General features: G+C 62.3%; 19 protein-coding genes. 9 read left to right on the top strand and 10 right to left on the bottom strand.

Translation table 11 applies throughout. The annotated features are described in order from the left end of the window. On the bottom strand, positions 1–874 hold an 874-nt coding region (locus tag AAF358_24875), incomplete at its 3' end, for a PilT/PilU family type 4a pilus ATPase (GenBank protein MEM7708809.1). Between the two features lie 263 nt (positions 875–1,137). Between AAF358_24875 and AAF358_24870 the strand changes: the two genes are divergently transcribed. The 5 genes from AAF358_24870 to AAF358_24850 all read left to right on the top strand — a co-directional run bounded on the left by AAF358_24870 (position 1,138) and on the right by AAF358_24850 (position 5,867). Next, positions 1,138–1,521, top strand: a complete 384-nt coding sequence (locus AAF358_24870; protein ID MEM7708808.1) for a DUF4398 domain-containing protein — start codon at positions 1,138–1,140, stop codon at positions 1,519–1,521. Beyond that, entirely contained in the window at positions 1,518–2,555 is a 1,038-nt protein-coding gene (locus AAF358_24865) for an OmpA family protein (protein MEM7708807.1), read from the top strand. Before AAF358_24870 ends, AAF358_24865 begins: the two co-directional genes overlap by 4 nt. Positions 2,556–2,855: 300 nt before the next feature. Then, positions 2,856–3,068: a YdcH family protein gene (locus AAF358_24860; protein ID MEM7708806.1), complete on the top strand. Its 213-nt coding sequence runs from the start codon at positions 2,856–2,858 to the stop codon at positions 3,066–3,068. Between the two features lie 238 nt (positions 3,069–3,306). Then, a complete protein-coding gene (locus tag AAF358_24855; GenBank protein ID MEM7708805.1) occupies positions 3,307–4,683 on the top strand; it encodes a pyridoxal-phosphate dependent enzyme in 1,377 nt (458 codons plus the stop codon). Further along, positions 4,680–5,867, top strand: a complete 1,188-nt coding sequence (locus AAF358_24850; protein ID MEM7708804.1) for a cystathionine gamma-synthase — start codon at positions 4,680–4,682, stop codon at positions 5,865–5,867. Before AAF358_24855 ends, AAF358_24850 begins: the two co-directional genes overlap by 4 nt. A 93-nt stretch (positions 5,868–5,960) precedes the next feature. On the opposite strand, the gene AAF358_24845 is transcribed toward AAF358_24850, so the two are convergent. Beyond that, on the bottom strand, positions 5,961–6,329 hold the full coding sequence (locus AAF358_24845) for an AraC family transcriptional regulator (protein MEM7708803.1): 369 nt from the start codon (positions 6,327–6,329) through the stop codon (positions 5,961–5,963). Positions 6,330–6,535: 206 nt separating this feature from the next. On the opposite strand from AAF358_24845, the gene AAF358_24840 reads away from it, so the two are divergent. Together AAF358_24840 and AAF358_24835 are read left to right on the top strand one after the other, a co-directional pair. Beyond that, positions 6,536–8,662: an LpqB family beta-propeller domain-containing protein gene (locus AAF358_24840; GenBank protein ID MEM7708802.1), complete on the top strand. Its 2,127-nt coding sequence runs from the start codon at positions 6,536–6,538 to the stop codon at positions 8,660–8,662. A gap of 146 nt (positions 8,663–8,808) precedes the next feature. Then, on the top strand, positions 8,809–11,712 hold the full coding sequence (locus tag AAF358_24835; protein MEM7708801.1) for a TonB-dependent receptor: 2,904 nt from the start codon (positions 8,809–8,811) through the stop codon (positions 11,710–11,712). Positions 11,713–11,966: 254 nt separating this feature from the next. On the opposite strand, the gene AAF358_24830 is transcribed toward AAF358_24835, so the two are convergent. Continuing rightward, positions 11,967–12,395 carry a DUF1801 domain-containing protein gene (locus tag AAF358_24830; protein ID MEM7708800.1) on the bottom strand — a complete coding sequence of 143 codons (429 nt, stop codon included), beginning with the start codon at positions 12,393–12,395 and terminating at the stop codon, positions 11,967–11,969. Between the two features lie 122 nt (positions 12,396–12,517). Here AAF358_24830 and AAF358_24825 point away from each other — a divergent pair, with 122 nt between their 5' ends. Beyond that, the gene (locus AAF358_24825; protein ID MEM7708799.1) at positions 12,518–14,257 is read left to right on the top strand and encodes a hypothetical protein; all 1,740 of its coding nucleotides are present in this window, start codon (positions 12,518–12,520) and stop codon (positions 14,255–14,257) included. 37 nt (positions 14,258–14,294) lie between these two features. Here AAF358_24825 and AAF358_24820 read toward each other — a convergent pair whose 3' ends face one another. From AAF358_24820 to AAF358_24810, 3 genes are all read right to left on the bottom strand, one after another. Then, positions 14,295–15,566, bottom strand: coding sequence for a tetratricopeptide repeat protein (locus AAF358_24820; protein ID MEM7708798.1), 1,272 nt, complete (start codon positions 15,564–15,566; stop codon positions 14,295–14,297). Positions 15,567–15,643: 77 nt separating this feature from the next. Next, on the bottom strand, positions 15,644–16,285 hold the full coding sequence (locus AAF358_24815; GenBank protein ID MEM7708797.1) for a CoA transferase subunit B: 642 nt from the start codon (positions 16,283–16,285) through the stop codon (positions 15,644–15,646). 9 nt (positions 16,286–16,294) lie between these two features. Further along, positions 16,295–16,990, bottom strand: a complete 696-nt coding sequence (locus AAF358_24810; protein MEM7708796.1) for a CoA transferase subunit A — start codon at positions 16,988–16,990, stop codon at positions 16,295–16,297. A 94-nt stretch (positions 16,991–17,084) separates the two neighbouring features. On the opposite strand from AAF358_24810, the gene AAF358_24805 reads away from it, so the two are divergent. Beyond that, the gene (locus AAF358_24805) at positions 17,085–18,728 is read left to right on the top strand and encodes an electron transfer flavoprotein-ubiquinone oxidoreductase (GenBank protein MEM7708795.1); all 1,644 of its coding nucleotides are present in this window, start codon (positions 17,085–17,087) and stop codon (positions 18,726–18,728) included. A 46-nt stretch (positions 18,729–18,774) separates the two neighbouring features. Here AAF358_24805 and AAF358_24800 read toward each other — a convergent pair whose 3' ends face one another. The 4 genes from AAF358_24800 to AAF358_24785 all read right to left on the bottom strand — a co-directional run bounded on the left by AAF358_24800 (position 18,775) and on the right by AAF358_24785 (position 25,442). Further along, on the bottom strand, positions 18,775–19,584 hold the full coding sequence (locus AAF358_24800; GenBank protein MEM7708794.1) for a hypothetical protein: 810 nt from the start codon (positions 19,582–19,584) through the stop codon (positions 18,775–18,777). A 62-nt stretch (positions 19,585–19,646) separates the two neighbouring features. Continuing rightward, complete coding sequence (locus AAF358_24795; protein ID MEM7708793.1) at positions 19,647–21,062, bottom strand: outer membrane protein transport protein; 1,416 nt, start codon at positions 21,060–21,062, stop codon at positions 19,647–19,649. A gap of 118 nt (positions 21,063–21,180) precedes the next feature. Continuing rightward, positions 21,181–22,407 carry a hypothetical protein gene (locus tag AAF358_24790; protein MEM7708792.1) on the bottom strand — a complete coding sequence of 409 codons (1,227 nt, stop codon included), beginning with the start codon at positions 22,405–22,407 and terminating at the stop codon, positions 21,181–21,183. A gap of 17 nt (positions 22,408–22,424) precedes the next feature. Beyond that, positions 22,425–25,442, bottom strand: coding sequence for a protein kinase (locus tag AAF358_24785; GenBank protein ID MEM7708791.1), 3,018 nt, complete (start codon positions 25,440–25,442; stop codon positions 22,425–22,427). Positions 25,443–25,502: the final 60 nt, after the last annotated feature.

Here is a 25,502-nt window from a genome sequence, read left to right as displayed (position 1 = left end):
TGTCTCGGATCATCGGCGTGTTTACCAAAATCTCGACCGCTGCCCGGCGCTTGCCCTCTTTGGTCATCACCAGACGCTGGGAGATGATGCCCCGCAGGTTGAGCGACAGGTTTTGCAGGACCTGCTTGTGTAGCGTTTCGGGAAAGAAGTTCAGCACGCGGTCCATCGTCTGGTCCGCGTTGTTGGAGTGCAGCGTTGCCAGGACGAGGTGTCCGGTCTCCGCGAAGGTGAGCGCCGCTTCCATGGTCTCGGTGTCGCGAATCTCGCCGATCAGCAGCACGTCGGGGGCCTCGCGCAAAGCCGAGCGCAGCGCGGCGCTGTACTTGTGTGTATCGATACCGATCTCACGCTGATTGACGATCGACTTCTTGTGCCGATGAAGAAATTCAATCGGGTCCTCGATCGTGAGGATGTGGCCGCTCGAGTTGCTGTTGCGGTAGTCGATCATCGACGCCAGCGTGGTGGATTTACCCGAACCCGTGGCCCCGACAACAAGAATCAGGCCGCGTGGCTCCATGACCATCTCGTGCAGCAGCGGCGGCAGATGCAGTTCCTCGATCTGCGGGATTTCCCCCTTGATCGCGCGGATAACCATGCCGACTTCACCCCGCTGTTTGAAGACGTTGACCCGGAATCGGCCGGCATCCTTAACCGAGATTGCCAGGTTCAGCTCCAGCTCCCGCTCGAATTCCGGAACGTCACCTTCGTCCATCAGCGAGTAGGCAATTTTCTTCACCATCGCGGGCGGCAGTCCCGCCTTCCCCAGTGGAAAGATCCGGCCTTCCACCTTGATGCTGACCGGCGCGCCGGTGGACAGGAACATGTCCGACGCGTTTTTCTCTTTCATCAGCTTGAGGAAATAACCAATATCCATATTTAAGCCCCCATACTTCGGCCCGATTCGTCCTTAAGCAAGCAGTCAACGCAGCTGCGCCCCAACCGCGGCGCGCCGCCCGCCAATCATAGCCTTTTTTGCCGCGGCGAGCCTATCGCGGCGCATTTCCTCAGCTCGTTTTCCCCACGCAGGGCCTGACTCACGGCGGGGCAAACGCGGCCTACTGTCGCCGCAAGGCTTGCAAAGGGCGGACTTAGTTCACACACTACGGCGCTGTTCGACATTTCTTTAACAATTCACCCATGAGCGCCGTGCCGACCCTAAGATCATTCACGAGACTGCTGCTAGCCGGTTTTGTTGTGCTGGCCGGCGCCTGTGCCTCAACACCGCCTTCGCTCGATTTTTTGGACGCAGCTGATCAGCTGGCGTTGGATGCGGCCGGGGCCGGCGCACTCGAGCATGCGCCTTTGGAGCTGAAATATGCGCGGGAAAAGCTCGGCGAGGCTCGCATCGCGGCCGACAGCCGAGACTATCCGCTGGCGCGGCAGCTGGCCGCCCAGTCCAGCGTTAACAGCGAACTGGCCATGGCCAAGACCATCGCCGCCAAGGCCCGCGACAAGGCGCGCCAGGCCCGTGAGTCCAACGCGGCGCTGATCCAGGAACTCGGTGACGGGGGGCAGCGATGATGCCAGCCCAAGATGGTGGCAGTCGTTTTGCAACGCGTTCGCCGGCGCCGACGTTCCGCACGCTGGGGCTGGTGTTGTTGTTGGCGCTGCTGGCGGCCTGCGGGTCCGCGCCGCGCAAGGACCTCAATCTGGAGAAGCTCCAGGCCGACTACCAGACGTTGCGGTCCGACGCCAAAATTTCCCGACAGGCCGCGCTCGAGCTGCAGTCGGTCAGCAGCCTGATGAACCGCCTGGCCTCGACCACCAACGCGGGCGAGCGGGCTCACCTCGCCTACCTCGCGGAGCGGCGCATGGATATTGCTCGCGCGGTGTCCAGCACCGTCAGCGCTGAAGATGAGCTCGCTCAGCTCGAACGCGACCGCGACCGTATTCTGCTGCAGGCTTCGCTGCGGGAGGCGGAACGCGCCCGGGCTGAAGCCGAGCGGCTGCGGCTGGAAAACCTTGCGCGCGACGAGGAGGCTCGACGAGCGCGCGAGGAGGTGCAGCAAGCCCGGGAGTATTCGGCTGAGGTCGAGCGCAGCGCCGATCTGGCGCGCCGAGAGGCGGAGCAGGCCAGAGCGTTGGCCCAGTCTCAGGCGCGGGAGGCGGATCTTGCGCGGCAGGAAGCGGAGGTTGCTTCCGCCGCCGCCGAATCGCTCCGGCGCCAGCTGAATAACCTGCAGGCTCGGGAAACCAGCCGCGGACTGATGTTTACGCTCGGCGACGTGCTGTTTGAGAACGCCGAATCCAGCCTGAAACCGGCTTCCCTGGCTAATCTGGATCGGCTGGTGGGCTTCCTGCAGCAATATCCGGACCGCACGGTCAGTATCGAAGGACACACGGACAGCGTGGGCAGCGATGACTTCAACCTGAAGCTGTCTCAGGCGCGCGCCGATGCCGTTCGCGCAGCCCTGGTAGAACGCGGGCTGGCCGGTGAAAACATGCAGGCTGTCGGTCTGGGCGAAGAGTTTCCGGTGGCGGAAAACAACAGCGAAAGCGGTCGACGCCAAAACCGGCGGGTTGAGATCATCATCCTGAATCCGCCGGCCGAATAGAACCACCACTGTCAACCAGACATTACGCGTGACGCCGTTGCCGGCCTGCACGTTTTACGTTATCGTCAAGGAACGGTGAAGACGGCCGCAAGAGCCGGACACCCGCGGTACATTATCTGGATGCAAAGAACAGTTCCAAGCCAAATCACCCACCAACCCGCTGACGCGGAGTGTCAGTGCAGTCTGTAACTACCGTCGATCAGTCTGTTGGCTTTTTGGCCGCTAGCCTTAACTATCCACCTTTCCACGTTTTTTCCAGTCCACCACACATGACCTTGATCAATCCGAGGGAGGATTTCTATGTTCAGTAACCGGCAGGAAGATGTCGAAAACCTACTCAACCAAAATATCGAATTTCGTCGCCTGTACAACAAACACCAGGAGCTGGACAAAAAGGTCCATGCCGCCGAAACCGGTCTCAACCCGATGGAAGACCTGGCGCTGGTGCAGCTGAAAAAAGAAAAACTCTGGGCCAAAGACCAGATGGCCAGGCTGCTCGACTCGCAGCACTAACGACCATGAGCTGACGGCGATCGATCCCACTTTGCCGGGCATCGCTGCCGCGACCAGCCATCGCCCGCGCCGGTAAACGGGCGGCGTTTCTCCCGGCGCGGCAGCGGATCACTCGCCGGTCGCAGAACCGACACTGTCTAAGGTTGTCCGGAAAGCGCTAAGATTGCGCCCCGGGCAGGCCGCTGGGCGCCGCGCCCAAAACCTGCATTCGTTCCGAACACAGGACATCCGCCCAATCATGCAAGTATTCGACAATGTGCTGGAGATGGTCGGCCGCACCCCGATGGTTCGCGCCAATCGTTTGGACGTGGGGCCCTGCGAGCTGTATTTGAAGCTGGAGGCGCTGAATCCTGGCGGTTCGATCAAAGACCGGATCGGGCGCCACATGATTGAGGCCGCCGAGAAGTCCGGTGAGCTCAAGCCCGGCGCGACGCTCGTCGAGGGAACCGCCGGCAATACCGGGCTCGGACTGGCGCTGGCCGCCGCACAAAAAGGATATCCGCTGATCCTTGTGGTGCCCGATAAGATGAGTCGGGAAAAGATTTTTAATCTGAAGGCCATGGGTGCGGAGGTCATCCTTACCCGATCAGACGTGGCCAAAGGCCATCCCCAGTATTACCAGGACCTTGCTCAGCAGATCGCCAGCGAGACGCCTGATGCCTTCTTTATCAACCAGTTCGGCAATCCCAGCAACCCGGAAGCGCACCGCCTGACCACCGGTCCGGAGATCTGGGTGCAGATGGACCACAACGTGGATGCGATTGTCTTCGGGGTGGGTTCCAGCGGCACCATGACCGGCCTGTCGCAGTATTTCAGCGAGGTGGCGCCAAACCTGGACCTCGTCATTGCCGATCCGGTCGGATCGATACTCACCGAATACGTCAACGAGGGAACGATCAGCGAGAAGAGCGCTAGCTGGATGGTGGAGGGGATCGGTGAAGACTTTCTGCCGGTGATCAGCGACTTTTCGCGCGTTGCCAAGGCTTACGCCATCACTGACGCTGAGAGTTTTGCCGCCGGCCGAGAGCTGCTGCTCAGGGAGGGGGTCCTCGGCGGATCCTCGACCGGAACGATCATCGCTGCAGCGCAGAAATACTGCCAGGAGCAGACCGAGCCGAAGCGGGTGGTGGCGTTTGTCTGCGACACGGGCAACAAGTACCTGTCCAAGATGTACAACGACTACTGGATGCTCGACAACGGGTTTTTGGAGCGCAAGCAGCACGGCAATCTTCGGGATTTGATCATGCGCCCCTACTGGAAGCACGACACGGTGACCGTCGGGCCGGCGGAGCCGCTGACGTCCGCGTACGCCCGGATGAAGCTGTACGACGTGTCCCAGCTGCCGGTGATGGACGACGAGGAGCTGGTTGGCATCATCGATGAATCTGACGTGCTTCTCGCCGTCTACGATCATGAGGAGCGATTCTCAGATCCGGTCAGTTCCGCGATGACGTCGGACCTGGATTTTGTGCCGGTGGACGCTGACCTGCGGTCGCTGCTGCCGATCTTTGATGCTGGCAAGGTTGCCATTGTGCGAGAAGATGACCGGTTTCTCGGTCTGATCACCCGGATCGACCTTTTGAACTATCTACGACGGAGCACCGACCGGGGATGAGCAGCAGCGAAGACAAAAACACCGGCCAGGAAACCGGCCAAAACGCCGGTATCGGGACGCTGGCCATTCACGGTGGTCAGTCACCGGACCCCACCACGGGGGCGATCATGCCGCCGATTTACGCGACGTCCACCTACGTCCAGGAAAGTCCCGGGAAGCACACCGGGTTTGAGTATTCGCGCACGCAAAACCCCACCCGCTTTGCCTACGAACGATGCGTGGCTGCCCTGGAGGGTGGGGAAGCCGGCTTTGCCTTTGCCTCGGGCATGGCGGCCACCAGCACCATCTTGGAGCTGCTTGACGCCGGCACCCACATTATCGCGTTAGACGACCTGTACGGCGGCACGTTCAGGCTGTTCGAACGGGTTCGCAAACGCAGCGCCAACCTCGACTTCGACTTTATTTCGATGCCGGACGTTCATGCGCTCGAGGCCGCTCGGCGCCCGGAGACCCGCATGGTGTGGGTGGAGACGCCCAGTAACCCGATGCTGAACGTGACCGATCTGACGATGGTGTCACAGTTTTGCCGGCAGCACGGCTTGTTGCTGGTGGTGGACAACACTTTTGCCACGCCGATGCTCCAAAAGCCCTTGGACTTTGGCGCTGACATCGTGATGCACTCGGCAACCAAGTATCTCAATGGCCACTCCGACATGATCGGAGGCATGGCCGTGGTGGCGAGTGAAGAGCTGGCCGAGCAGATGGCGTTCCTGCAAAACTCCGCTGGCGCGGTAGCGGGGCCGTTTGATGCTTTCCTGGCGCTGCGGGGTCTCAAGACGCTGCACCTGCGAATGGAGCGTCACTGTGAGAACGCCGGCGAGCTTGCGCAGTTCCTGGTGAGACATCCTCAGGTTGAGCGGGTGATCTACCCCGGCCTCCAGGACCATCCACAGCACGCCTTGGCCAAAGCCCAGATGACGGGCTTTGGCGGCATCGTCTCGTTCGAGATTCGCGGGGGGCGGGAGGCTGCGGCCCGGATGATGGAGCGCTGTCGCTACTTTGCACTCGCCGAGTCGCTCGGCGGCGTTGAGAGTCTGATCAACCACCCGGCTATCATGACCCACGCGTCTGTCCCCATAGAGCGCCGCGAGGCGTTGGGTATGACCGACAGCCTGATCCGACTGTCGGTGGGAATCGAAGACGTGGAGGATTTAAGAAAGGACCTGCTCCAGGCCCTGGGGTAAGGACTGTAGCGGTCGCCAGGTTTACTACCTGACGACCGCGATGAGGCATCACGAGGGGCGCGCGGCGACCGCGCGCCGGCCCAGCGCGGGCGCTTAGGCCCTCGGGTAGTGGCGGCGAAACTCCAGGGGCGATACGCCGCAGCGCTCCTTAAAGAGCCGCGAGAATGCGCTTCGATTGCCAAAGCCGCTGGCAAACACGATGTCCGTGATGGCAATTTCCGTATTGAGCAGCAGCTCCTGGGCCGACTGCAGACGGCACTCGGTCAGATACTGATAGGGCGTGATGTCGAACTGCTGCTTGAATTGCCGCAGAAAGTGGGCGCTGGACATAAACGCGGCCGCCGCCATGTCGTCGAGACTGATGTGGCGGTCGTAGTTATCCTCAATAAACTGCCGGGCGCGGTTCAATCGGCGAATAATGTCGGGTCTTAACTGGCGTGCTGCCGAGGTGGTTCCTGTCATCTTTATGGCCTCCTGATTGCTCACTTCTGTCACACTCTAACGCGAAAAACGAAACTTTACGTATGACATTCGACGTAGTAACGTCAAATTTAGTTTATTCAGAAATTTTCGGCCCGAAGTTGCCGTGAAACTCACGGAAACGTCGTGAGATTGATCTGCAGAAGTTATGAGGTTTTTGGAAAAATCCAATAAATTCAATGAGGTAAATGGTGGTAGCTGAGCTTCATCCGATTACCGATGCGGGGCTCCCGGACCGTTTCTCCCTGGGTGAATACCGGATTGATCTTGCTACTCAGCTGATTTCTCACCTAAATCGGGAAATTCGTCTTACGCCAAAAGCGACTGGAGTGCTGCGGGTTTTGGCAACACATGCCGGTCGGGCGGTTCGCCGAGATACGCTGCTCGAAGAGGTGTGGCGCGAGGCGTTTCCCACCGACGACGTGTTGTCGCACGCCATTACCGAGCTGCGGCGCGCGCTCGACGACGACCCTCGAGATAGCCGGGTCATCGAAACCATCCCGCGGGTCGGCTATCGGCTCCTGGTCACGCCGGAGCTGACCGCACCGCCGGGTCCTGAAGCGATCTACGCGCTCAAAAGCGCGCCCTCCCTGCCGGTTGTGTGGGGGCTCGGGGGCTTGTTGACCGGGGTTGTGTTGACCTATCTGGTCATGAGCCGCCAAGTGCCGGTAGAACGCCCTCAGGCCTTGCCGGCGCCCCTGTCGCAGGCGGTACCGCTCACCGTGGCGCCGGGACAGGAACGCATGCCGGCCGTCTCGGCGGACGGACGCCAGATTGTTTACGCCGCCCAGTCGGCGCCAGGTCAGACTTACGATCTGTTCATTCGGCGCAGCGGCGCCGATCAGCCGATACGCTTTACTGCCACCGAGGAGGCCAGTGAACTGGTCCCGACCTGGTCACCTACCGGCGAGGAGGTTGCGTTCTTTCGCTACTCGCGGGACGACTGTGAGCTGGTCATCAAGCCGCTGGTCGGTGGCTTCGAGCGCCGAATTGGAGACTGTGAGCCCAGCGCTGTCACCTATCTGGACTGGTCTCCGGACGGGCGGCATTTGGCCATCACCGGGCCGATCGATCACAGCAGCATCGGCGGCGTCGCGCTGCTGGACGTGAACACCGGTGAGACCCGCACGCTCCCCTACGCCAAGGCTCGGAGCGAGCATGACCTCCAGCCGCTGTTCTCACCGGACGGAGAATCCATCATGTTTCGCCGCGGAGCCTATCCTCGCAGCGATCTGTTTATGCTGGCGAGCGACGGCTCACAGCTGACTCAGCTCACTGATCTCGGCGCCCAGATTCTCGGTTTTGACTGGCTGCCGGACGGCAAAACCGCCTGGTTTTGCAGCGATTATGGCGGCCGAAACGCGCTGTGGCAGCTGGACCTGGCTAGCCGTCGCGTGCAGCTCATGGAGATCGGCTGTCCTTACATGCTGTCTATCGCCCGCGATGCGCGCGTGATGGCCTATCAGCATGTCACCGTCGATCCCAGCCTGATGGAGGTGAATCTCAACGAGGCACAGGATCCGGTCAGAGCCTTGTTTATGTCGACGCGTATCGAGGCTGAACCCTCCTATGATCCGGAGGGGCGGCGAGTCGTATTTGTCTCCGACCGCAGCGGCGACAACCAGCTTTGGATCGGAGATCTCGACAGCGGCGAGGTCTTCCAGCTCACCCGCCATCAGGGAATGAACCTGTCGGACCCCAGCTGGACGCCGGACGCCCAGCGCGTTTACTACGTCGGGCGGGGCGGCAGCGGTGAATCGATGTACGAAGTGGACGTCTCTTCCGGCATCGTCCGTCGCCTGACCGACAACTCGGAGAAGGTGAGGGCAGTCTCGGTGTCCCGGGATGGTTCCAGCGTTCTGTATGCTTCCAACCGCAGCGGCGACTGGCAAATCTGGCGCATGAATGTAGCGGATGACTCCAAGACGCAGCTGACGGTCAATGGGGGGACGCTGCCCGTGGATCCGCTCAACGACGGATGGGTTTATTACACCAAGCTGAGCCGGTTTGGCCTTTGGCGAATCCCGGCCAGCGGCGGTGACGAGGAGCTCGTGACCCATCTGCTGGAGTTCTACAACCACGACAGCTGGGTGCTCAACGAACGCGGGATCTACCTGACGCTCATCGTGGACCAATCGCCGTCAGCCATCTACCGCATTCCCTGGTCGGCTGAGGCGGCGCCCCAGCTCATCTCCCCAATCAACGGCGGCAGCGACATGATCAGCCTCAAAGACGTGAGCTCCGACGGCAGCCGGATGCTGATGGTGCGCTGGCAAAACACCCAGCAGGACATCATGGTTTCCCGCGACTGGTAGCTGCGCAGAAATGCTGCCTGGGAGGCCAGGTCGACGCTTTTGGCAACCTCACGCCGCAGCAATCGCAAAACCCGTAGCGACCCGCCCGTTTAGCCTGTGACTAGTGGGCCATTCGGCCCCCCGAGAAAAGAAAACAGGGAGTGGGGTTGAAGTTCAGTCCTTGGAAGCGGGCTCTGTCGCTGGCGATCAGCGGTGGCGCGGTTGCGTCGCTGCTGGTCCCCGTGCGGGCCCAGGATCAGGATCAGACTTCATCCAGTCTGGACCGCATCCGGGTGACCGGTTCGCGCATCCGGCGAGCCGATATCGAGAGCGCGTCGCCCGTATTTGTGATTCAACGCGAGGAGATTGAGCGGACCGGGTTAACGTCGGTCGGCGAGCTGCTGCAGGATCTGCCGATCGCGGGATCCGCCCTGAACACCCAGTTCAACAACGGCGGCAACGGGCAGTCGCAGATCAACCTGCGAAACCTGGGCGTTCGCCGGGTGCTGCTGCTGATGAACGGTCGGCGCTTTTCCTCTTTTCTCGGCACGTCGGGTAACCAGGGCGTGGATCTCAACAACATCCCGCTAACCGTCGTGAAGCGGATTGAGATTCTGAAAGACGGCGCGTCGTCGATCTACGGCTCTGACGCGATCGCCGGCGTGGTGAACATCATCACCCGCAACGACTTCGAAGGGTTTCAGGCGAATGCCTACCTGGGGCAATTCGGGGCTGGCGGTGATGGAGACCAGCAGGCGTACGATTTTTCTTTGGGCGCCACCGCAGAACGGGGCTCACTGTTTCTGAACGCCTCCTACGTCAAGGCAGATCCGGTGCTGGCCGGAGACAGGCTGCTGTCCTCCGAACCTCGCTTCGGCACCGGCTTTGCCTTCGGTTCATCAGCGACGCCGCAGGGGCTGTTTGCGGCGGCGGCGCTCGGCGATGAGCCGCTCACGGTTCGAGACGGGGCTGATGTCGAGAGCGAAGGAGTCAACGCCTTCCGACCGGGGGACTTCGCGCTCGGCGTGCCCGGCCTGGGTCAGGATCGGTACAACTTCGCGCCCTTTAACTACCTGGTCACGCCCCAGACGCGCCGCAATATCTTTACGCAGGGCGTCTTCGACCTGACCGGCGACCTGAAGCTGTCCCTGGAGGCTCAGTTCAACAACCGGCAGTCCAGCCAGCTTTTGGCGCCGACGCCGCTGTTTCTGGGGCTCTTCGGCACCAACCTGGGTGCACGAACCGGGATCGCTGCTGACAACGCCTTCAATCCCTTCGGCGTTGAGCTCAGCGAGTCGGACGGGTTCTTTCTCGGGCGGCGGCTTGTGGAAGCAGGGCCGCGAATCTTTCGTCAGGACGTTGATCTGTTTCGTTTCTCGCTGGCCGTTGATGGTGCGCTGGAGCTCAAGGATCGCTACCTTGACTGGCAGCTCGCGTTTACCCACAGCGATATTGATCAATCCGACCGCAACAGCGGGAGGGTGAACATGCAGCGGGTGGGCAATGCGCTGAGCGGCGCGCCCTGCCGGGATGACGTTTCGGGCGACGGCTGTGTCGAGCTCAACCTGTTCGGCGGCCAGGGGCCGCAGGGGCAGGGCACCATCACGCCGGCGATGCTGAGCTACCTCCTCTACACCGACAATGAGAGTTTCGGCAGCACGCTGAACAACCTGACCGCCAACGTGGCTGGCCGCCTGCTGACGCTGCCGGCCGGGTCCGTGGGCTTTGCGCTGGGTCTGGAGCGGCGCCAGGAAAAGGGCTTTGATTCCCCGGATCCGCTGGTTGCCGCAGGCCTGACGTCGGGGACGGCACGGCAGCCGACCAGCGGCGAGTTTGAGGTCGACGAGGTGTATCTGGAGCTCGCTGTTCCGCTGCTGACGGGCCTAACTGGCGCCCGCCGGCTGGATCTGTCGCTTTCCTCGCGCTGGTCCAGCTACGACACGTTTGGCCAGACGCTGAATTCCAAGCTGGGTATCCAGTGGCAGCCCCTCGAATCCCTGCTGCTGCGGGCGACCTTCAGCGAAGGTTTTCGGGCGCCCTCGATCGGCGAGCTGTTTGGTGGTCGGGGCGATGGATTCCCCCAGCTGATCGATCCCTGCAACGGGGTAGACACCGACGGTGACGGTCAGGCTGACCGGCGTTCCGAGGCACCCGGCTGCAGCAACGTGCCGGCCGAGTATTCCCAGGCCAGCTCGCAGATCCGGATTACTCAAGGCGCCAATCCAGAGCTTCAGCCGGAGACGGCCAATACGTTTACCACGGGTTTTGTGTACAGCCCAGGCTGGTCAGCCGGGCTCGACATCACGGTGGACTACTACAACATCCAGCTCGACAACGCGATTGCCACGATCGGCGCGCAGACCATTCTCAACACGTGTGCGGCAAGCGGCACCACGTTTTGTGATCTGCTTAGCCGTACGTCCGGCGGGGCCATCAGCGAGCTGCTGGATCTACCCGCCAACAGCGGCACAGCGCGGGTTGAGGGCGTGGACATGCTGCTGAGCTACAGCTTCGCGGAAACCGACTGGGGCTTTTTTCGACTGGTTTTGGATGGCGCCTACCAGGGCGAAAACAGCCGCGTCCTGCCCGCCCCGGACGGCCAGAACGTCAGGATCAACAGCCTCGGCCAGAGCAAGGGTGAGCAGGCTTACGTGCGCTGGAAAGGCAACCTGGATTTGAACTGGAGCTATCGGGATTGGGAGGCCACCTACGGGTTGAACTTCATCCACAGCAGCCTGGAGGACTGTGGCGCGCCCGCCGCTTTTGGGCTGTGCAACGTCGGGGTTGATACCAACGGGGACGGTCGAAACGATACCGGCACCCGCGACCGGAATGGCGACGGTCTCGTGGACGGCGCGGACCTCGCTCGACGTATTGGGTCCGTGACCTATCACGACACTCAGCTGTCCTACTACCTCGACAGCTTCGACACCCGCGTATCGCTGGGCGTCAACAACCTGTGGAACAAAGGTCCGCCGCTTTCCACGATCGCCTTCGTGAACAGCTTTAATGTTGCGGATTATCGCGTTCCGGGACGATTTGGTTATTTTCGTGTAACCGTAGACTTCTAACCTGCGTCTAATGTGAGACGACACTCAAGCGCGGCGGGCTCGTGGCCGTAATGTAAGCAAAGCGACGCAACTCGCGACCGCGCGCGTTGTCGTATGGGTAGACCGGCGTGATGTGGAGGCTGGCAGCAGCGTGTGATGACTCGCTCTTCCGGCGCATCGATTGGCACTCGAAAACAGTTCAGGCCCCGTGCAACAGGCCTGCATCCGGTTCCAGCCTCCACTTCAGGCCGGTTTACCCCAGGCCAAGCGGACCACTAGCTGGCCGTTGAGGCGTATTTCTTTTTGATGTGCCGGTAAGACTTCGTGATCAGCTTCTTGAGCGTCGGCAGGTGAACGTCTTCCAGGCGCTTGACGTAAAGACAAGACTTGCCGGTCTTAAAAGTACCCAGTTTTTCCATGAGCCCGTCCTCGCCGGAAAAACCGCTCATGATGTAGAGCGTCAGCGCCTGCTTTCGGGGGCTAAAGCCCGTGGCCATCCAGTCGCCTTCGCGGCCGCTTTCATACACGTAGTGGTATTTCCCAAAGCCGACGATGCTGCTGCCCCACATGCGGGGCGTCTCTCCGGTCAGCTCACCCATGATATCGAGCATCGCCAGCGCATCCTCTCGACGCTTTGGGTCTTTCACACCCTTTAGGAAACTCTTGACGTCCGCGGCGTTTTGCCGGGTCTTGAGTTCTGCCATGGTGGGCTCCTGATGCATTTTCGTGTTGCCATTATGCCCCACCGAGGCGGGGGGCCCTCCAGGGTTGGCAGCCAACGGCGGATTGCTAAACTTAAGGCCATCTGGATCTTCGGACACGACGCTTGAAACCTTTTTGCTTCGGCTGCTTACTGCTTGCGGCAGCACCGCTGTTCGCCCAGCCCACACACCGTATCGACCTCGCTGCAACCGGCGACGACAGTAACGTCCTAACCCGCGTGTATGGCTCCATCGGTTCAGGCAAGGCCGGGCTGCCGGTGGCTGGCGGCGGTGACGTCGACGGTGATGGAATCCCGGACTACGGTTTTGCGGCGTTCCAGGCGCCCGCGGGCGCGCTTTTGCAGGCCGGTCGCGTTTATCTGGTGTTTGGCGACGGGAATATCGGCGGCTCCCTGGACACGGCGGTCGACGACCCGGCGATTCTGGAGATACCCGGTACCCAGGCCAACGAACACGTCGGCAGCGAAATCTGGATAGACGACGTCACCGGCGACGGACTGGCCGATCTGCTGATCTGCCGCCAGGATTTTACGCCGGTCAGCGGCCGCACCGGCGCCGGCGCGATCACCATTGTTGTCGGCAGCGCGGGCCTAAAGACGCTGGCGCAGGCGGGGACGGCGCTCAACCTGGCAGCACCGCCACCAGGGGTCAACCTCTTTACGCTGTTCGGCAGCGACGTTCAGGACCGGATGTGTATGTGGGCACGCACCGGGGATATCACCGGTGACAGCGTGCTGGACATTGCGGTGGGTGCCGACCAGTTCGGCACTGGTGCGGACCACATCGGCCGCGTTTACGTGATCCGCGGCGGACCTCATCTAAACCAAACGCTGGCGGTGGACGCCGGGCAGGCCAATCAGCCGGGATTCCCGCTGGCCGGCAATCTGGCTCAGATCCTCTCTCCCGGGAGCGTGCGCGACGCCCACTTTGGCGCCACGGTTCAGGTGGCAGATCTCGACGGCAACGGCACGGCCGAGGTGCTCGCGGCAACGGCGCTCAATCGAGCCGGGGGCAGCCTGGGACCGGTGCCGCGAACGGAACCGGCGAGCGGCCGCGGCGGCACGCCGCGCGGCACCATGCACATTATCTGGGATGACAACTTTCCCGCCGGCGCCTGGCCCAGTCCGCTTCTGATCGATCCGCTCGCTGCCACCGGCGGCGTGAGCGCCATAACCGGCACCACCATCAACGACGTTTTTGGCGAGGAGATACTGGCCGGGCTCGACTACGACAACAACGGCAGCGCTGACGTGTTTGTCGGAGATCTCACCGGGAGCGCGCCGGGCCGAGGATTTGGCAGCGGGGTTGGGCACGTGCTGTTCGATGCCGCGACGTTAAAAGGCCTGACCTTCAGCCTCGACAATCCGCCGCCTGGGCTCGTTGAGTCGCGCATCTATGGCCCCATTACCGGCGCAATCGGCGCCGACACGGCTATGCACGGCGACTTTGACGGGGATGGTATCGCCGACCTTGCCTTCAGCTCACCCCACGACGCGCCGTTCGGCCGCATCTTTGCCGGAACGATCCACGTCCTGTTTGGATCGACCCAAGGTTGGCCTCCGTTGATCGATCTGGCGCCTGGCGCTTTGCCGCCACCGTCGGCGTTGCGCATGACCGAGGTCTACGGCGGCCGCGGACGTCAGGGCGCGAACGACGAGGGTGACACGCTCGCGTACAGCGGAGCGGCGGGTGACATCAATCAAGACGGGCGGACGGACATTATCACCAACGAGATGGTCGGGAACGGCCTGGCGCCGGACGCGGTGGACGTGGGGAATCTGATTATTCTTAACGGCACTACGCTGGCCGAGCCGCTGTTTGTCGACAGTTTTGAGCAGTTTTGAGCGGTGAGCGTCCTCTGAGACGCACCAAGAAAACCGCCTAGCTGCCGATCCGACTGATGCCCCGATAGGCGACGAGAATCTCCTGCTCGGTGCGAGGCTGCGGCACGCCATCCACAATCAGGGGCCGGAAACGCGCGGCACGAAAGCGGGCGATTGTCTGACTGACCACACCTGCCAGCGCATTGGTGTCGACGAGCTTGACCTTGCCTGGCCGCCCGTCGGGACGTAGATCGAAGCGAAAACGAAACCAGGTCTGCGTTTTTACGCCGTCTTCGGTCAGCTCCATAAACGGTCCCGCGACGAGTTTCCGGTCGGTGAACTGGCGACGTTCCCAGTCTCCCAATACCGGGCTTTCGTCGGCGATGCGCCAGGCATTGGTGTAGCGCTTGAGCGCATCTCTCTCCAGCGAAAACAGCAGCAGCGTATCGCCGAGCTGGAGATTCGCCATGAATCGATCGCCCGGACCAAAATTGTCCGGAAAGCTCTCGGTGAGATTTACGACGCGCTGCAGCAGATTGAGCGAACGGCCGCGGACGCCGTAGGTAAACAGGAACGTCCTTGCCATGCCCTCCAGCAGCGGCGCCATTTCGGGCGTGTCGTTGCCGTTTTCATCGAGCATGTCGCGGAGCGCCAGGCGGTACAGGGTGAGTGCGGGGCGGGTTCGTCCGGCTCGGGTCAACCAGGTGCCCAGCCGGTTCAGCGCCCCGAGCGTCTCGGCTGCTGCGGGTCCAAAATTATGTTCATGCAGGCGATACACCATGTATTGGAGCTGCTCGGCTTGCCACATATCGCCCGAAGCCTGTATCGCGTCCGCCTTGGAATAGACCAGCGGAATCTGATTTTCGTTCAGCGTGCCCAGCGAGCGGTGGGTAATGTGCTGAGCCCGGGTGAGCGAGTCAGCCGCGGCTTCGTTGAGTCCCAGCGCCTGCTGGCTCAGGCCCAGGTAGCCCAGCGGCTCGACAAGCTGCGGGTGAAACAGACCGAGCTTGCGCTGCAGCGCGGGCAGAGCCGTTTGGAGCTGGCGAGTGGCGGCCAGAGACTGGTTGTCCAGATAGAGGAGCGAACCGAGTCGGGATCGCTCGCGGGCGACCGCCAGACTGTCCCCGCCGTGCTCTCGGATAAGCGCGCGAAGGTTTTCTCGGCTCGCCGCGATGTCCTGGCCCACCGTGGTGCGGCCGCCACCGACCGCAGGTCCATCGGATTGCGCGTGGACGGCGGTGCTGATCACGCTCAAGGCGAGCAGGCCAAGGATCAGCCCCCAGGCTGGGTGGCTCAGGCTTGTCTGAGTGGTTCGGTCATTGCCCCGCATACCACGGTAGCCTAGCAGATCACCGCGGCCTGCGGTGTTGCGAGCAGCGGCCTACTGGGCGGAACAGAATCGACCCATCAGGCTTCGACGGCGCTGGTAAATTCCGCTTCGGTGCTGTCGTGAACGATCGGCAGCGTCACCTCCGGCGCCAGCTCCACGAGCCTCATCTCGCCGTCGGCAATGGTGAACACGCCGAGGTTGGTAATCACCATGTCCACGACGGCCTGGCCGGTGAGCGGCAGCGTACAGGCCCTTAGCAGCTTTGGCGCGCCGGACTTGCTCGTGTGGTCCATCAGCACCACGACCCGCTTGACGCCCGCCACCAGATCCATGGCGCCGCCCATGCCTTTCACCATCTTGCCCGGGATCATCCAGTTGGCCAGGTCGCCGTTCTGCGCCACCTCCATCGCGCCCAGTATCGACAGGTCGATATGGCCGCCGCGAATCATGCCGAACGAATCGGCGGACGAGAAATAGCTTGTGCGGTCGAGCTCGGTAATGGTCTGTTTACCGGCGTTGATCAGGTCGGCGTCGATCTCGGCTTCCGTCGGGAACGGACCCATCCCCAGCATGCCGTTTTCGGACTGCAGGGTGACGTCAACCCCCTCCGGGATGAAATTTGACACCAGCGTCGGAATGCCGATACCTAGATTGACGTAGAAGCCGTCTTCAAGCTCCTGCGCGGCTCTCGCCGCCATTTGTTCGCGATTCCAGGGCATATCTGTTCCTCAGCCGGGCCGCACCGTTCTTTGCTCGATACGTTTCTCATGGTCGCCGACAATCAAACGCTGCACGAAGATGCCGGGCGTATGTATGTGATCCGGGTCGAGGGTGCCGGTCGGCACCAGCTCCTCGACCTCGGCCACGGTGACACTGCCGGCCGTGGCGGCCATCGGATTAAAGTTCCGGGCGGTCTTTCGGTAGATCAGGTTGCCCTGCTGATCACCTTTCCAGGCTTTCACCAGAGCAACATCCCCGACGATTCCCCGCTCGAGAATGTAGGTTTCGCCGTCGAATTCTTTGTGCTCTTTGCCCTCGGCAATGAGCGTCCCGACGCCGGTTTTGGTGTAAAAACCCGGGATGCCCGCACCCCCCGCCCGCAGTCGCTCAGCAAGCGTACCCTGCGGGTTGAACTCCAGTTCCAGCTCATTGTTCAGGTAAAGCTGCTCAAAAAGCTTGTTCTCGCCGACATAAGACGACACCATTTTTTTGATCTGACGCGTTTCCAGCAGCAGCCCCAGGCCGAAGCCGTCGACGCCGGCGTTGTTCGACACGACGGTCAGGTCCCGCGTGCCGGCGGTCACCAGTGCCGAAATCAGATTTTCCGGAATGCCGCACAGTCCGAAGCCGCCGGCCAGGATGGTCATGCCGTCAGCCAGCAGTCCGTCCAACGCCGCCTCAGCGTTGTCGAAGATTTTGTTCAACGATCGTTCCCCACGATGGCCCCAAAGTCTGCGCTTCGCTTGGCGCAGTTGGTATCATACCCCGCGCAAAAAATTCAGGCATTCAGGGTATTGCATGGAACGTGAATCGATGGAGTTTGATGTGGTGGTGGTTGGCGGTGGTCCTGCCGGTCTCGCCACGGCGATCCGCCTGCGTCAGCTCGCCGAGGAAAGCGGACGGGACGTCAGCGTCTGTCTGGTGGAGAAGGGGTCGGAGATCGGCGCCCATATCGTCTCGGGCGCGGTGTTGGAACCCCGTGGGCTCAACGAGCTGATTCCTAACTGGAAAGAGCTTGGGGCACCCGTCAATACCGAAGTCACCGGAGACGACTTTCACTACCTTCGCTCCGACAGCAAAAGCACCCGAATCCCGGATTTCCTGATCCCGAAGCCCATGCGCAACCATGGCAACTACATCATCAGCCTGGGCACGCTGTGCCGCTGGCTCGGCGAGCACGCGGAGGGCCTGGAGGTCAACGTGTTTCCTGGCTTTGCGGCGTCGGAGTTCATCGAGGAAGACGGTGAGGTTAAAGGTGTACTGACCGGAGACATGGGCATCGCCCGGGACGGCTCGCAGAAAGGCAGCTTTGAGCCCGGCTATGAGCTGCGGGCGCGCTACACCATTTTTGCTGAGGGGGTTCGGGGCCACCTCGGCAAGCGGCTGATCGAGCGCTTCGATCTTCGCAGTGAGTCAGGCCCGCCGCACTACGGCATTGGCCTCAAGGAGCTGTGGACCATCCCGAAGGAGCTGCACGAGCCCGGACTGGTGGTGCATACGCTGGGGTGGCCGCTCGAGGGCCATACGGAAGGCGGCGGCTTTCTGTATCACTTCGGTGATCAGCAGGTCTCGCTCGGCTTTGTGCTGGGCCTCGGTTACGACAACCCCTACCTGCACCCTTTTAAAGAGTTTCAGCGCTGGAAGCATCACCCGGCAATTGCCCGCTATCTCAAAGACGGTAAGCGCGCCGGCTACGGGGCCCGGGCGGTCAACAAGGGCGGCCTGCAGGCGTTGCCTCGGCTGAGCTTTCCCGGTGGCATGCTGGTTGGCTGCGACGCGGGTTTCCTCAATCCCGCCAAGATCAAAGGCACGCACACGGCGATCAAGACGGGCATGCTGGCCGCGGAAGCGGCTTTCGAGGCGCTTGGGCGCGAGGACGCGCCGTCGACTCTCGAATCGTTTGACTCAGCGGTGAGCCGCTCCTGGGTTCACGAGGAGCTTCATCGGACGCGAAACTTTGAGCCGGCACTGGCCAAGTTCGGCACCTTCTTCGGCGCCGGATTCACCTGGCTGGACCAAAATATTTTCGGCGGTCGGCTGCCCTTCACCTGGCAGCATCCCGTGCCGGACCACGCGGCGCTGAAGCCGGCCGGTGAGTTTAAGGAAATCGATTACCCGAAGCCTGACGGCGAGATCAGCTTTGATCTCCTGTCGTCCGTGTTCCTGTCCAGTACCAACCATGAAGAGGACCAGCCGGTGCACCTCAAGCTGACCAATCCGGAGATCCCGATTCAGGTCAACCTGCCCCACTACGCGGAGCCTGCGCAGCGCTACTGCCCCGCTGGGGTTTATGAAGTGGTGGAAGAAGAGGCGGGTCCAAGGTTTCAGATCAACGCCCAAAACTGCGTCCACTGCAAGACCTGTGACATCAAAGACCCGTCGCAGAACATCAATTGGGTCACCCCCGAGGGCGGTGGCGGGCCCAACTACTCCAACATGTGATCGCCTGCGGGGCCGGCAGTTTGCCGGCTCACGCTGCACCCGGTTTCTAACCCTGGCTTTGCCGCATGATCAGCTTCTGCAGATCAGAGTACTGCTCGTAGCCCGGATCAACCGGCGAATACTCGCTCTGGCGGGCTGAAATCCGCATAGCGTCCATGGCGCACTGCCAGTTGCCGAGTTTCGAATGGGCCTGGGCAATCTGGAAGTAGGGCAGGTAGTTGGTGAACCACATGCCATACATCCGGGAGTTTCGTTTGGAGTCTTCACGCAGGTTGGCGGCGAGGATCAATTCGTCCAGCGCCCGCTGCGGATCACCCGCCTCCATCAGCTCGAGGCCAAACTCGTAGTGGAAATACCACGGCATTTCGTCGGTTGGCCCTTTGCCGGTTAGCGCGCAGCGTCGAAGCACCTGGCGCTTGATGGCGGTGACCTCGGTATCCGGCAGGGTGAAGTCCCTCCGCTCAAAGGTCCGGAAATCGGCCTCCTGATTTTCCGCGAGCATCTCGCTGTCGGTGGCCATGATATTGAGCGCGTAGCGGTCCCAGACCTGGCGCCCCAGGTAGCTCTGTCGCACGACGCCCAAGCCGGCGCTGCGGTCTAGCGCTTCGCGCGCGCCTTTAGCGTCACCGGCCTCATGCCGCGCCACCGCGAGATTCAGATGGGGTAGGTAGTCAACGTCCTTGGCCAGCACAGCGAGTCGAGGCTGCGGATCGTCAGCCACCGCCTTTTCGAAGGCCGACACCGCCGCGGTGAATTCTCCGCGCTCCAGGCTCTCCAGCCCGTAGCGATAGTCTTGCTCAGCGGCCTGGGCTGCCACAGGTCCAGCCAGCAGCAGCGAAATAAGCACTTTTCTCATGAAATCACCTCGCTGTGATGTCGGGGCTGCGGGCTCGGTTGGACCGAACCCGCGCCGGTAGCTCAATCGAAACGATAGATTCCTGACAGGAGAATGGTGTCTACCGTGTCCGATGCTTCGTACGCCAGGTCAACCTGCAGGCTGCGGATCACCGCGCCGAGCCCGAAGGTGTAGTGGCGGTCGTTGGTGTCCAGCTGGCGGAAGCCGTCGCGATCTTTTTCTTCGAAGACCCCACCCCGAACGGTGAAGACATTCAGCCACTCACCGGAAAGCGGAAAGACTTTCTCCACGCCGAAGTGATACTGAATCTCATTGCTGAGGTTCTCGCCGGCGCTGGTGGCGCCAAAGCCGAGTGCACCGCGCCGCGGTGCCGGCAGATCTTCATACTCGACGAGATTCAGGTCCAGCGACAGCAGTAGCGTGTCGGAAGGACGCAGCGCCAGGCCGAGGGTCAGCCGGTCCGGAATCGCAATTTCCTGGCGGGTGGGCGTGACTGACTGGGTGTTCAGGCTGTCGACAACGTCGGGAACCAGGTCAAAAACATCATTACAGAACGCTGAGAGCGAATCTGAGCCCGGGCAGCTGAGCTGGGTGGTAACCGTAGTGAGGCCGGAAACGGTAAAAGAGGCTCCTTCCTTATAGACCGCGCCGAAAGACCACTTGCCGTTCGGGTTGATCAGCACACCGACGTTGAAAACCGTATCGGAGTCATCGCCATCCAGGATCGCCTCGACGGTGCTGATATCGTCGATCACATTCGCAAAATCCTGCCGTGATCCGATACCAAACTGGGGATCACCGAACACGTCTTCCAGGTCGTTGAAATCGTCGACCTGCAGCCGGTCTACGCTGCGCACTTCAAGGTCGGTGTTCTTGACGGTCAAACCGACGCTCACCAGATCGTTGATCCGAAAGGCCGCTGACAGGCCAAAGCCATCTACCTCGGCGTCCAGGAAATTGTCGTTGGTGAACGTATCGATGAATCCCGGATCAAAGCGAACCTCGGTTGGTGTCGCGGCTGAGATATCGAGCTGGCTGCCGTAGAAGGCGGACACGACAAACCGGTCGAAGGGTTTGACCACACTGGCGAAAGACACATTGTTGCTGCTGTCTTCAAACGTCTTGATCAAGCTGCCGCCGGGGCCGCCAAAGGAGCTGGCGTCCAGCGCCTCAACGTCCACAAAATCGACTGAAAAATCGGAGTCGCGCAGGTGCAGAGAGACCTCGGGCTGGTTCAGAATGGTCAAGCCCGCCGGGTTGGCTTCAGCGGCGGTGGCGTCGTCAGCAACCGCGGTAAAGGCACCCGCCAGGCCCAGCGCGCGGGCGCCGGGGGGCAAAACGTCGATCGGCAACGTAGCGGACGCCGAGCTTCCGAAGACGCCTCGTTGATCTGGAAGGACCGGCTGAGCCGACACCGAGCTGCACATAGCCCACACACATACGCCGAGCGAAAGCGGCGCCAGTTTTGCGGTTTTCATGGAAATTCCCTTTGTGTTGAATTGATTGGTCATTCACACACCCCCTCGGTGCTCATTTCAGTGAAGCACCGGGTTTTCACCTTGTCAATCGACGAAATCCCATATTGCACGCGAAAAATTACAGGGTGTTTTCGAACAGGGTCAGAAACTTGGGGGGAAAGGCGGCCAGGTAGGGCGCAAACTCGCGCTGCATGCGTTTGATGGAGCGAATGTCGTTTTGCGCGGCCCGCAGCAGGCTCTCCTCCGCGGCGCCGCTGAGGGTGTAAGCATTAAAACGGGCCGCGGCCCGGAACAGCAGGGCCTGGAGACGCGCGCGGTCGTCGCTGAAGCTGGCCGGGTTCACCTGCTGCGGCACCTCGTCGTAGCGCCCGGCGAAATACAGTTCCGCGACCTGACGCAGCTCGTCGGGCGGCGTGCGGCGGGCGATGGCCTGCTGCTGGTTGCGAAGGTCCTGAGCCGTCTGACGGTATTCGCGGAGCCCGTTGGTGATCTGACGGGTCAGATTCTGGACGGTTCTGACCTCGGAACTCGGCGGAAGATTACTGCCCCGGTCAGCCAGCGTGTTCAGGTTCTGGGCCAGCTGGCTTAGGGCTGGATCGGTGACGGGATCGGTCAGCTCACCGCGAACGCTGGCGACCGCCTGGGTGAGATCGCGGCGCGCCCGGTTGCGCGCTTGCGCCAGTCGCTCGGCCTCGCGCTGACGCTCGAGCGTCGCCAAACGCTGCGAGGCTTCGGTCCAGAGCGCCTGCAGGTTGGCCGTCTCGCCCTGTGCCGAGGCGGCAATGGTATCGACAGCGGTGGCGTCGCTGTCGGCTTCGGCGCGGTCGAGCTGGTTTGTGTACTGCGCCAGCCGCTCGCTGGCCGCGGTCAGCGCGTCCTGCCAGGTCCGGGTCCAGTCATCGCCCATGCGGGCTTTGAGCTCTTCCATCTGCGCCACGGTGTCGCGGAGATCCTGGACGGCTTGTTTCGCAGCGGCGAGCTGGGCGGGGTCGAGGACGGCCCGGGAGCACGAGGATTGATTCGCCTGTAGAGCGGCGTAGCCGTCCTGCCCCTGGATGACCCCTCGCTGCTCGGCTTGCTGCCAGGCGGCCAGCGCCCCGGGACAGTCGCCACGGCGAAACTTGGCTTCCCCGAGGTAGTAATGAGGAAGGTAGGGCTCAAACCGCATGCCGTAAATGCGGACACGCTCGGCCGACTCCGGGTTTTCCGCAATCGCTTTCTCAAAATCGGTCACGGCGCGATCGAGATCCCCATCCTGGAGCGCCTTGAGGCCCGTCCCGTAGTCACGCTTGAAGTCCGCCGCCGCAAATCCTGGGAGCAGCAGCCCGGCCGCGAGGACGCTCATGGCAAACCGATGGAACCTCACCAGCCGGATCGCTCAAAATAGCTGGTGGCGTCCAGCTCGGAAAATTCTGCCCGCGCTCGGACCAGCTGCTGGCGGCGGACCTGCGCGGTCAACCGTACCGGGGCCGCGCCGCCGCTGCCGCGCACGACCAGCTGGTAAGTGCCTTCGGGCAGGGAAAGGATCAGCGGTGTCGTTGCATCCGCCGGCAGTGACGCGTTGCCCTGTGGTCCGGTGACCTCAATCACTTCACCCCACGGCGTGGCGTCGATCGCCAGCTGGCCCTGCAGAGCGGCCAGCCTTGCCTGCTCTTCCGCCTGACGCCGATCACGGCGGTCGGTGATATCGCTCCGGGCCGCAACCAGCGCCGAGTTGCTGGGGAAGCGCTCCAGGGCAAAGCCGGTGAGTGCAAGGGCCGCGTCGTCATTACCGTCGACGCTGGTTTGCTGAACCTGATCTGCGATCGCTCTCGTGAGCTCCCGCCGCTGGGCAACGACCTCAACGTCATTAGGAAACTCCTCGTTGATGGCGTCCAATGCGTCGCTGGCCGCAGCGATCGCCGCCTGATCGAGCGGGGTGCGTCGGATTTTTTGACGGCTGTCGGCGAGGAGGTCGGCCAGCCGCTGCTGGCGCGCCTGGCTGGCGGCTTCGGTATTGATCGCCTCACTGAGCGTCACGAACCGGGTGTCGGCGGGGTAGGTGGTCGCCGCCAGCTCTGCAAGCTGCCCGGCTGCCGCCAGGTCACTGCCGCGGCGCAGCTGTCGAACCCGATCAAATACTTCATCCGGCAGGCTGTCGATGGCGGTGCGGGCTCGCTGATTGCCAGCATCGAGTTCGAGGACCCGCTGGTAGGCTGACAGTGCGTTCGGACCGTTGGCCGTCAGGAGGGTGCCGCTTCGGGCCAGGCGCTCAGCCTCCTGCAGCGACTGCTGGATCTCCCGGTCAACGGCGTCCAGCGCGCCGGTCGCCTGCTCCTGAATCCGCGCCAGGTTCGTATTGTCGGCCTCAGCACGCAGGCCGGCGCTGGCCAGATCCACCGCCCGTCCATAGTTTTCCTGTGCGAGCGCCTCACGCGCCTGCTGTTCGAAGCCCGAGGCGATGTCGGCCAGACCCTGCTTGGCCTGGACGTTGGCGGGATTCAGGCGCAGCACCGCCTGGAATCGATCGACCGCGCTGTTGCCGGCGGGCTGGATCAGACTGTTGTTGGCAACCAGCGAGGCGGCTTCGGCCAGCAGCTGGTCGATCTGCTCCGCTTCCCGAACGGCCAGCAGCCGGGTATCGAGCTCGCTGCGCACTGAGCTGATCAGTGACGTGGAGCCGAACCGCGATTCCAGGAGGGCGACCAGGCGCTCCGCCTCGTTCAGATTGTTTCCCAGCAGCGCGTCCCGGGCCTGAGCGACCACGGTCTCCTGGACCCTTTTTCGTCCGAGCGATGCCGCTTCGTTCCGGGGATCAAGCTCCAGCGCCGCGTCATAGCTCTTGAGCGCGTTGTCCGCGGCGGGTTCGATCAGCTGGCCTTGCGAGAATAGCTTTTGGGCGGCCAGGTTCAGATCGATCACCCGACGCCGACGCTCCACGGCAGCCTGCTGCGCCTCGATTTCGGTCTTCAGCTCGCTGAGCGGCTGGTAGCCTGCGGCCAGCGCCAGCCCCTCGTCAGCCAGCGCGCTGGCCTCCGTCAGGCTGCCCTGCAGATACAGGTTACGCGCGTCGTTCTCAAAAAAAACCGCCACCTCTTCGGCGCGCTCCAGCACCGGCGCATAGTCGGGTGCGATCGTCAGCACCTCTTTTAGCCGGCTGACCGCGTTGTCGTCTGCAGGCTCGCGGATGCGCTCGAGAACGATGTGTGCATCCACCTTCTTTAGCAAGTCTTCCACGACCGCTTGCTGCTTGTCGGTCAGGCCGGAGCCACCGCTGCGCATCATCAGCGTGCCCGCGGTGGCGATCATCAACACGCCCGCCACCGCCGCCGGGATCAGCCAGCGGGGCAGGCCTTTGCCAGCGCCCGCCTGGGGCGCCGGAGTCTGGCCGGAAACGCTGGTGGCTGCGCGCGTCTCAGCGCTGGCCGAACCGCGCCGCTGCCCGCTGGTGGCAGCGTCTCGTTGCCCGGTCGCCCGGGCGATATCGCGCGTTACCCGTTCCGGCACCCGCAGCGGGCCTGAACCGAAACGCGGATCAGAAAACTGGTCCGAGTTGAACAGCTTGGTTTCGCCGCTCAGGCGCTCGGCAAACGCAGCCTCGGTCATCACCAGCTCTTTGATCGCCTCGCAGAAGCCGAGCATGTCGGGAAAACGTTCGTCCTTGTCCTTCGCCAGCATGTCGTCCAGCACCGGCTGCAGCTCGCTGATGTTGTCCGGCAGCGGCGGCGGGCTCTCCTGGACGTGCTGCATCGCCAGCGCCAGCGGCTCGTCAGCCTTAAACGGCAGCTCGCCGGTGAGCAGCTCGTAAAACATGATCCCGAGGCTATACAGGTCGGCTCGCCCGTCGATGTCCTTCCCGGTGATCTGTTCGGGACTCATGTAATACGGCGTGCCGACGACCATGCCCGTTTTGGTCAGACGGTGCTCGGAGTCGGTTTTGCGGGCGATGCCAAAGTCGGTGAGTACCGGCGTCAGCTCATCGCGGAACATGATGTTGGATGGCTTCATGTCCCGGTGGACGATGCGGTGGGAGTGAGCCAGGTGCAGGGCGTGGGCCACCTGCGTGCAGATCCGAATGCACTCAGCGACCGATATCCCGTTCTTCATCCGCTCGGACAGCGTGCCGCCCTGCAGATACTCCATGGCCATGTAGAAGTGTTCGTCCTGCTGGCCGATGTCGTGGATCGGGACAATGTTGGGGTGGTTCAGCTTGGCCAGCAGCTGGCCTTCGTGCAGGAAGCGGCGCTGGAAGTCTTCACCGCCGGACAGCGAGCTGCGCAGCACCTTCACCGCAACCTCTCGACCCAGGCTTAGCTGGGTTCCCAGGAACACGCGCGCCATGCCGCCTTCGCCAATTTCGCGAATCAGCTCATAGCCTTCGATTTGCAGGTCTACCGACATCGGTTGTGCTGACCGTAGGCTTTAAGTCCCGTCTTGCTCACCCTTCCCCTGATCCTTCAG

This window comes from Pseudomonadota bacterium, assembly GCA_039033415.1.
Lineage (GTDB): Bacteria > Pseudomonadota > Gammaproteobacteria > Xanthomonadales > SZUA-38 > JANQOZ01.
Note: the sequence above shows the minus strand (reverse complement) of the source record. Positions and strands in the feature narration are given on the sequence as shown.

Coding starts and splice junctions, on each gene's coding strand:
- AAF358_24785 (MEM7708791.1), bottom strand. CDS start 25,442: ATGTCGGTAGACCTGCAAATCGAAGGCTATGAGCTGATTCGCGAAATT.
- AAF358_24855 (MEM7708805.1), top strand. CDS start 3,307: ATGCAAGTATTCGACAATGTGCTGGAGATGGTCGGCCGCACCCCGATG.
- AAF358_24845 (MEM7708803.1), bottom strand. CDS start 6,329: ATGACAGGAACCACCTCGGCAGCACGCCAGTTAAGACCCGACATTATT.
- AAF358_24830 (MEM7708800.1), bottom strand. CDS start 12,395: ATGGCAGAACTCAAGACCCGGCAAAACGCCGCGGACGTCAAGAGTTTC.
- AAF358_24800 (MEM7708794.1), bottom strand. CDS start 19,584: ATGAGAAAAGTGCTTATTTCGCTGCTGCTGGCTGGACCTGTGGCAGCC.
- AAF358_24850 (MEM7708804.1), top strand. CDS start 4,680: ATGAGCAGCAGCGAAGACAAAAACACCGGCCAGGAAACCGGCCAAAAC.
- AAF358_24815 (MEM7708797.1), bottom strand. CDS start 16,285: ATGCCCTGGAATCGCGAACAAATGGCGGCGAGAGCCGCGCAGGAGCTT.
- AAF358_24865 (MEM7708807.1), top strand. CDS start 1,518: ATGATGCCAGCCCAAGATGGTGGCAGTCGTTTTGCAACGCGTTCGCCG.
- AAF358_24790 (MEM7708792.1), bottom strand. CDS start 22,407: ATGAGCGTCCTCGCGGCCGGGCTGCTGCTCCCAGGATTTGCGGCGGCG.
- AAF358_24795 (MEM7708793.1), bottom strand. CDS start 21,062: ATGAAAACCGCAAAACTGGCGCCGCTTTCGCTCGGCGTATGTGTGTGG.
- AAF358_24870 (MEM7708808.1), top strand. CDS start 1,138: ATGAGCGCCGTGCCGACCCTAAGATCATTCACGAGACTGCTGCTAGCC.
- AAF358_24860 (MEM7708806.1), top strand. CDS start 2,856: ATGTTCAGTAACCGGCAGGAAGATGTCGAAAACCTACTCAACCAAAAT.
- AAF358_24820 (MEM7708798.1), bottom strand. CDS start 15,566: ATGCGGGGCAATGACCGAACCACTCAGACAAGCCTGAGCCACCCAGCC.
- AAF358_24840 (MEM7708802.1), top strand. CDS start 6,536: ATGGTGGTAGCTGAGCTTCATCCGATTACCGATGCGGGGCTCCCGGAC.
- AAF358_24805 (MEM7708795.1), top strand. CDS start 17,085: ATGGAACGTGAATCGATGGAGTTTGATGTGGTGGTGGTTGGCGGTGGT.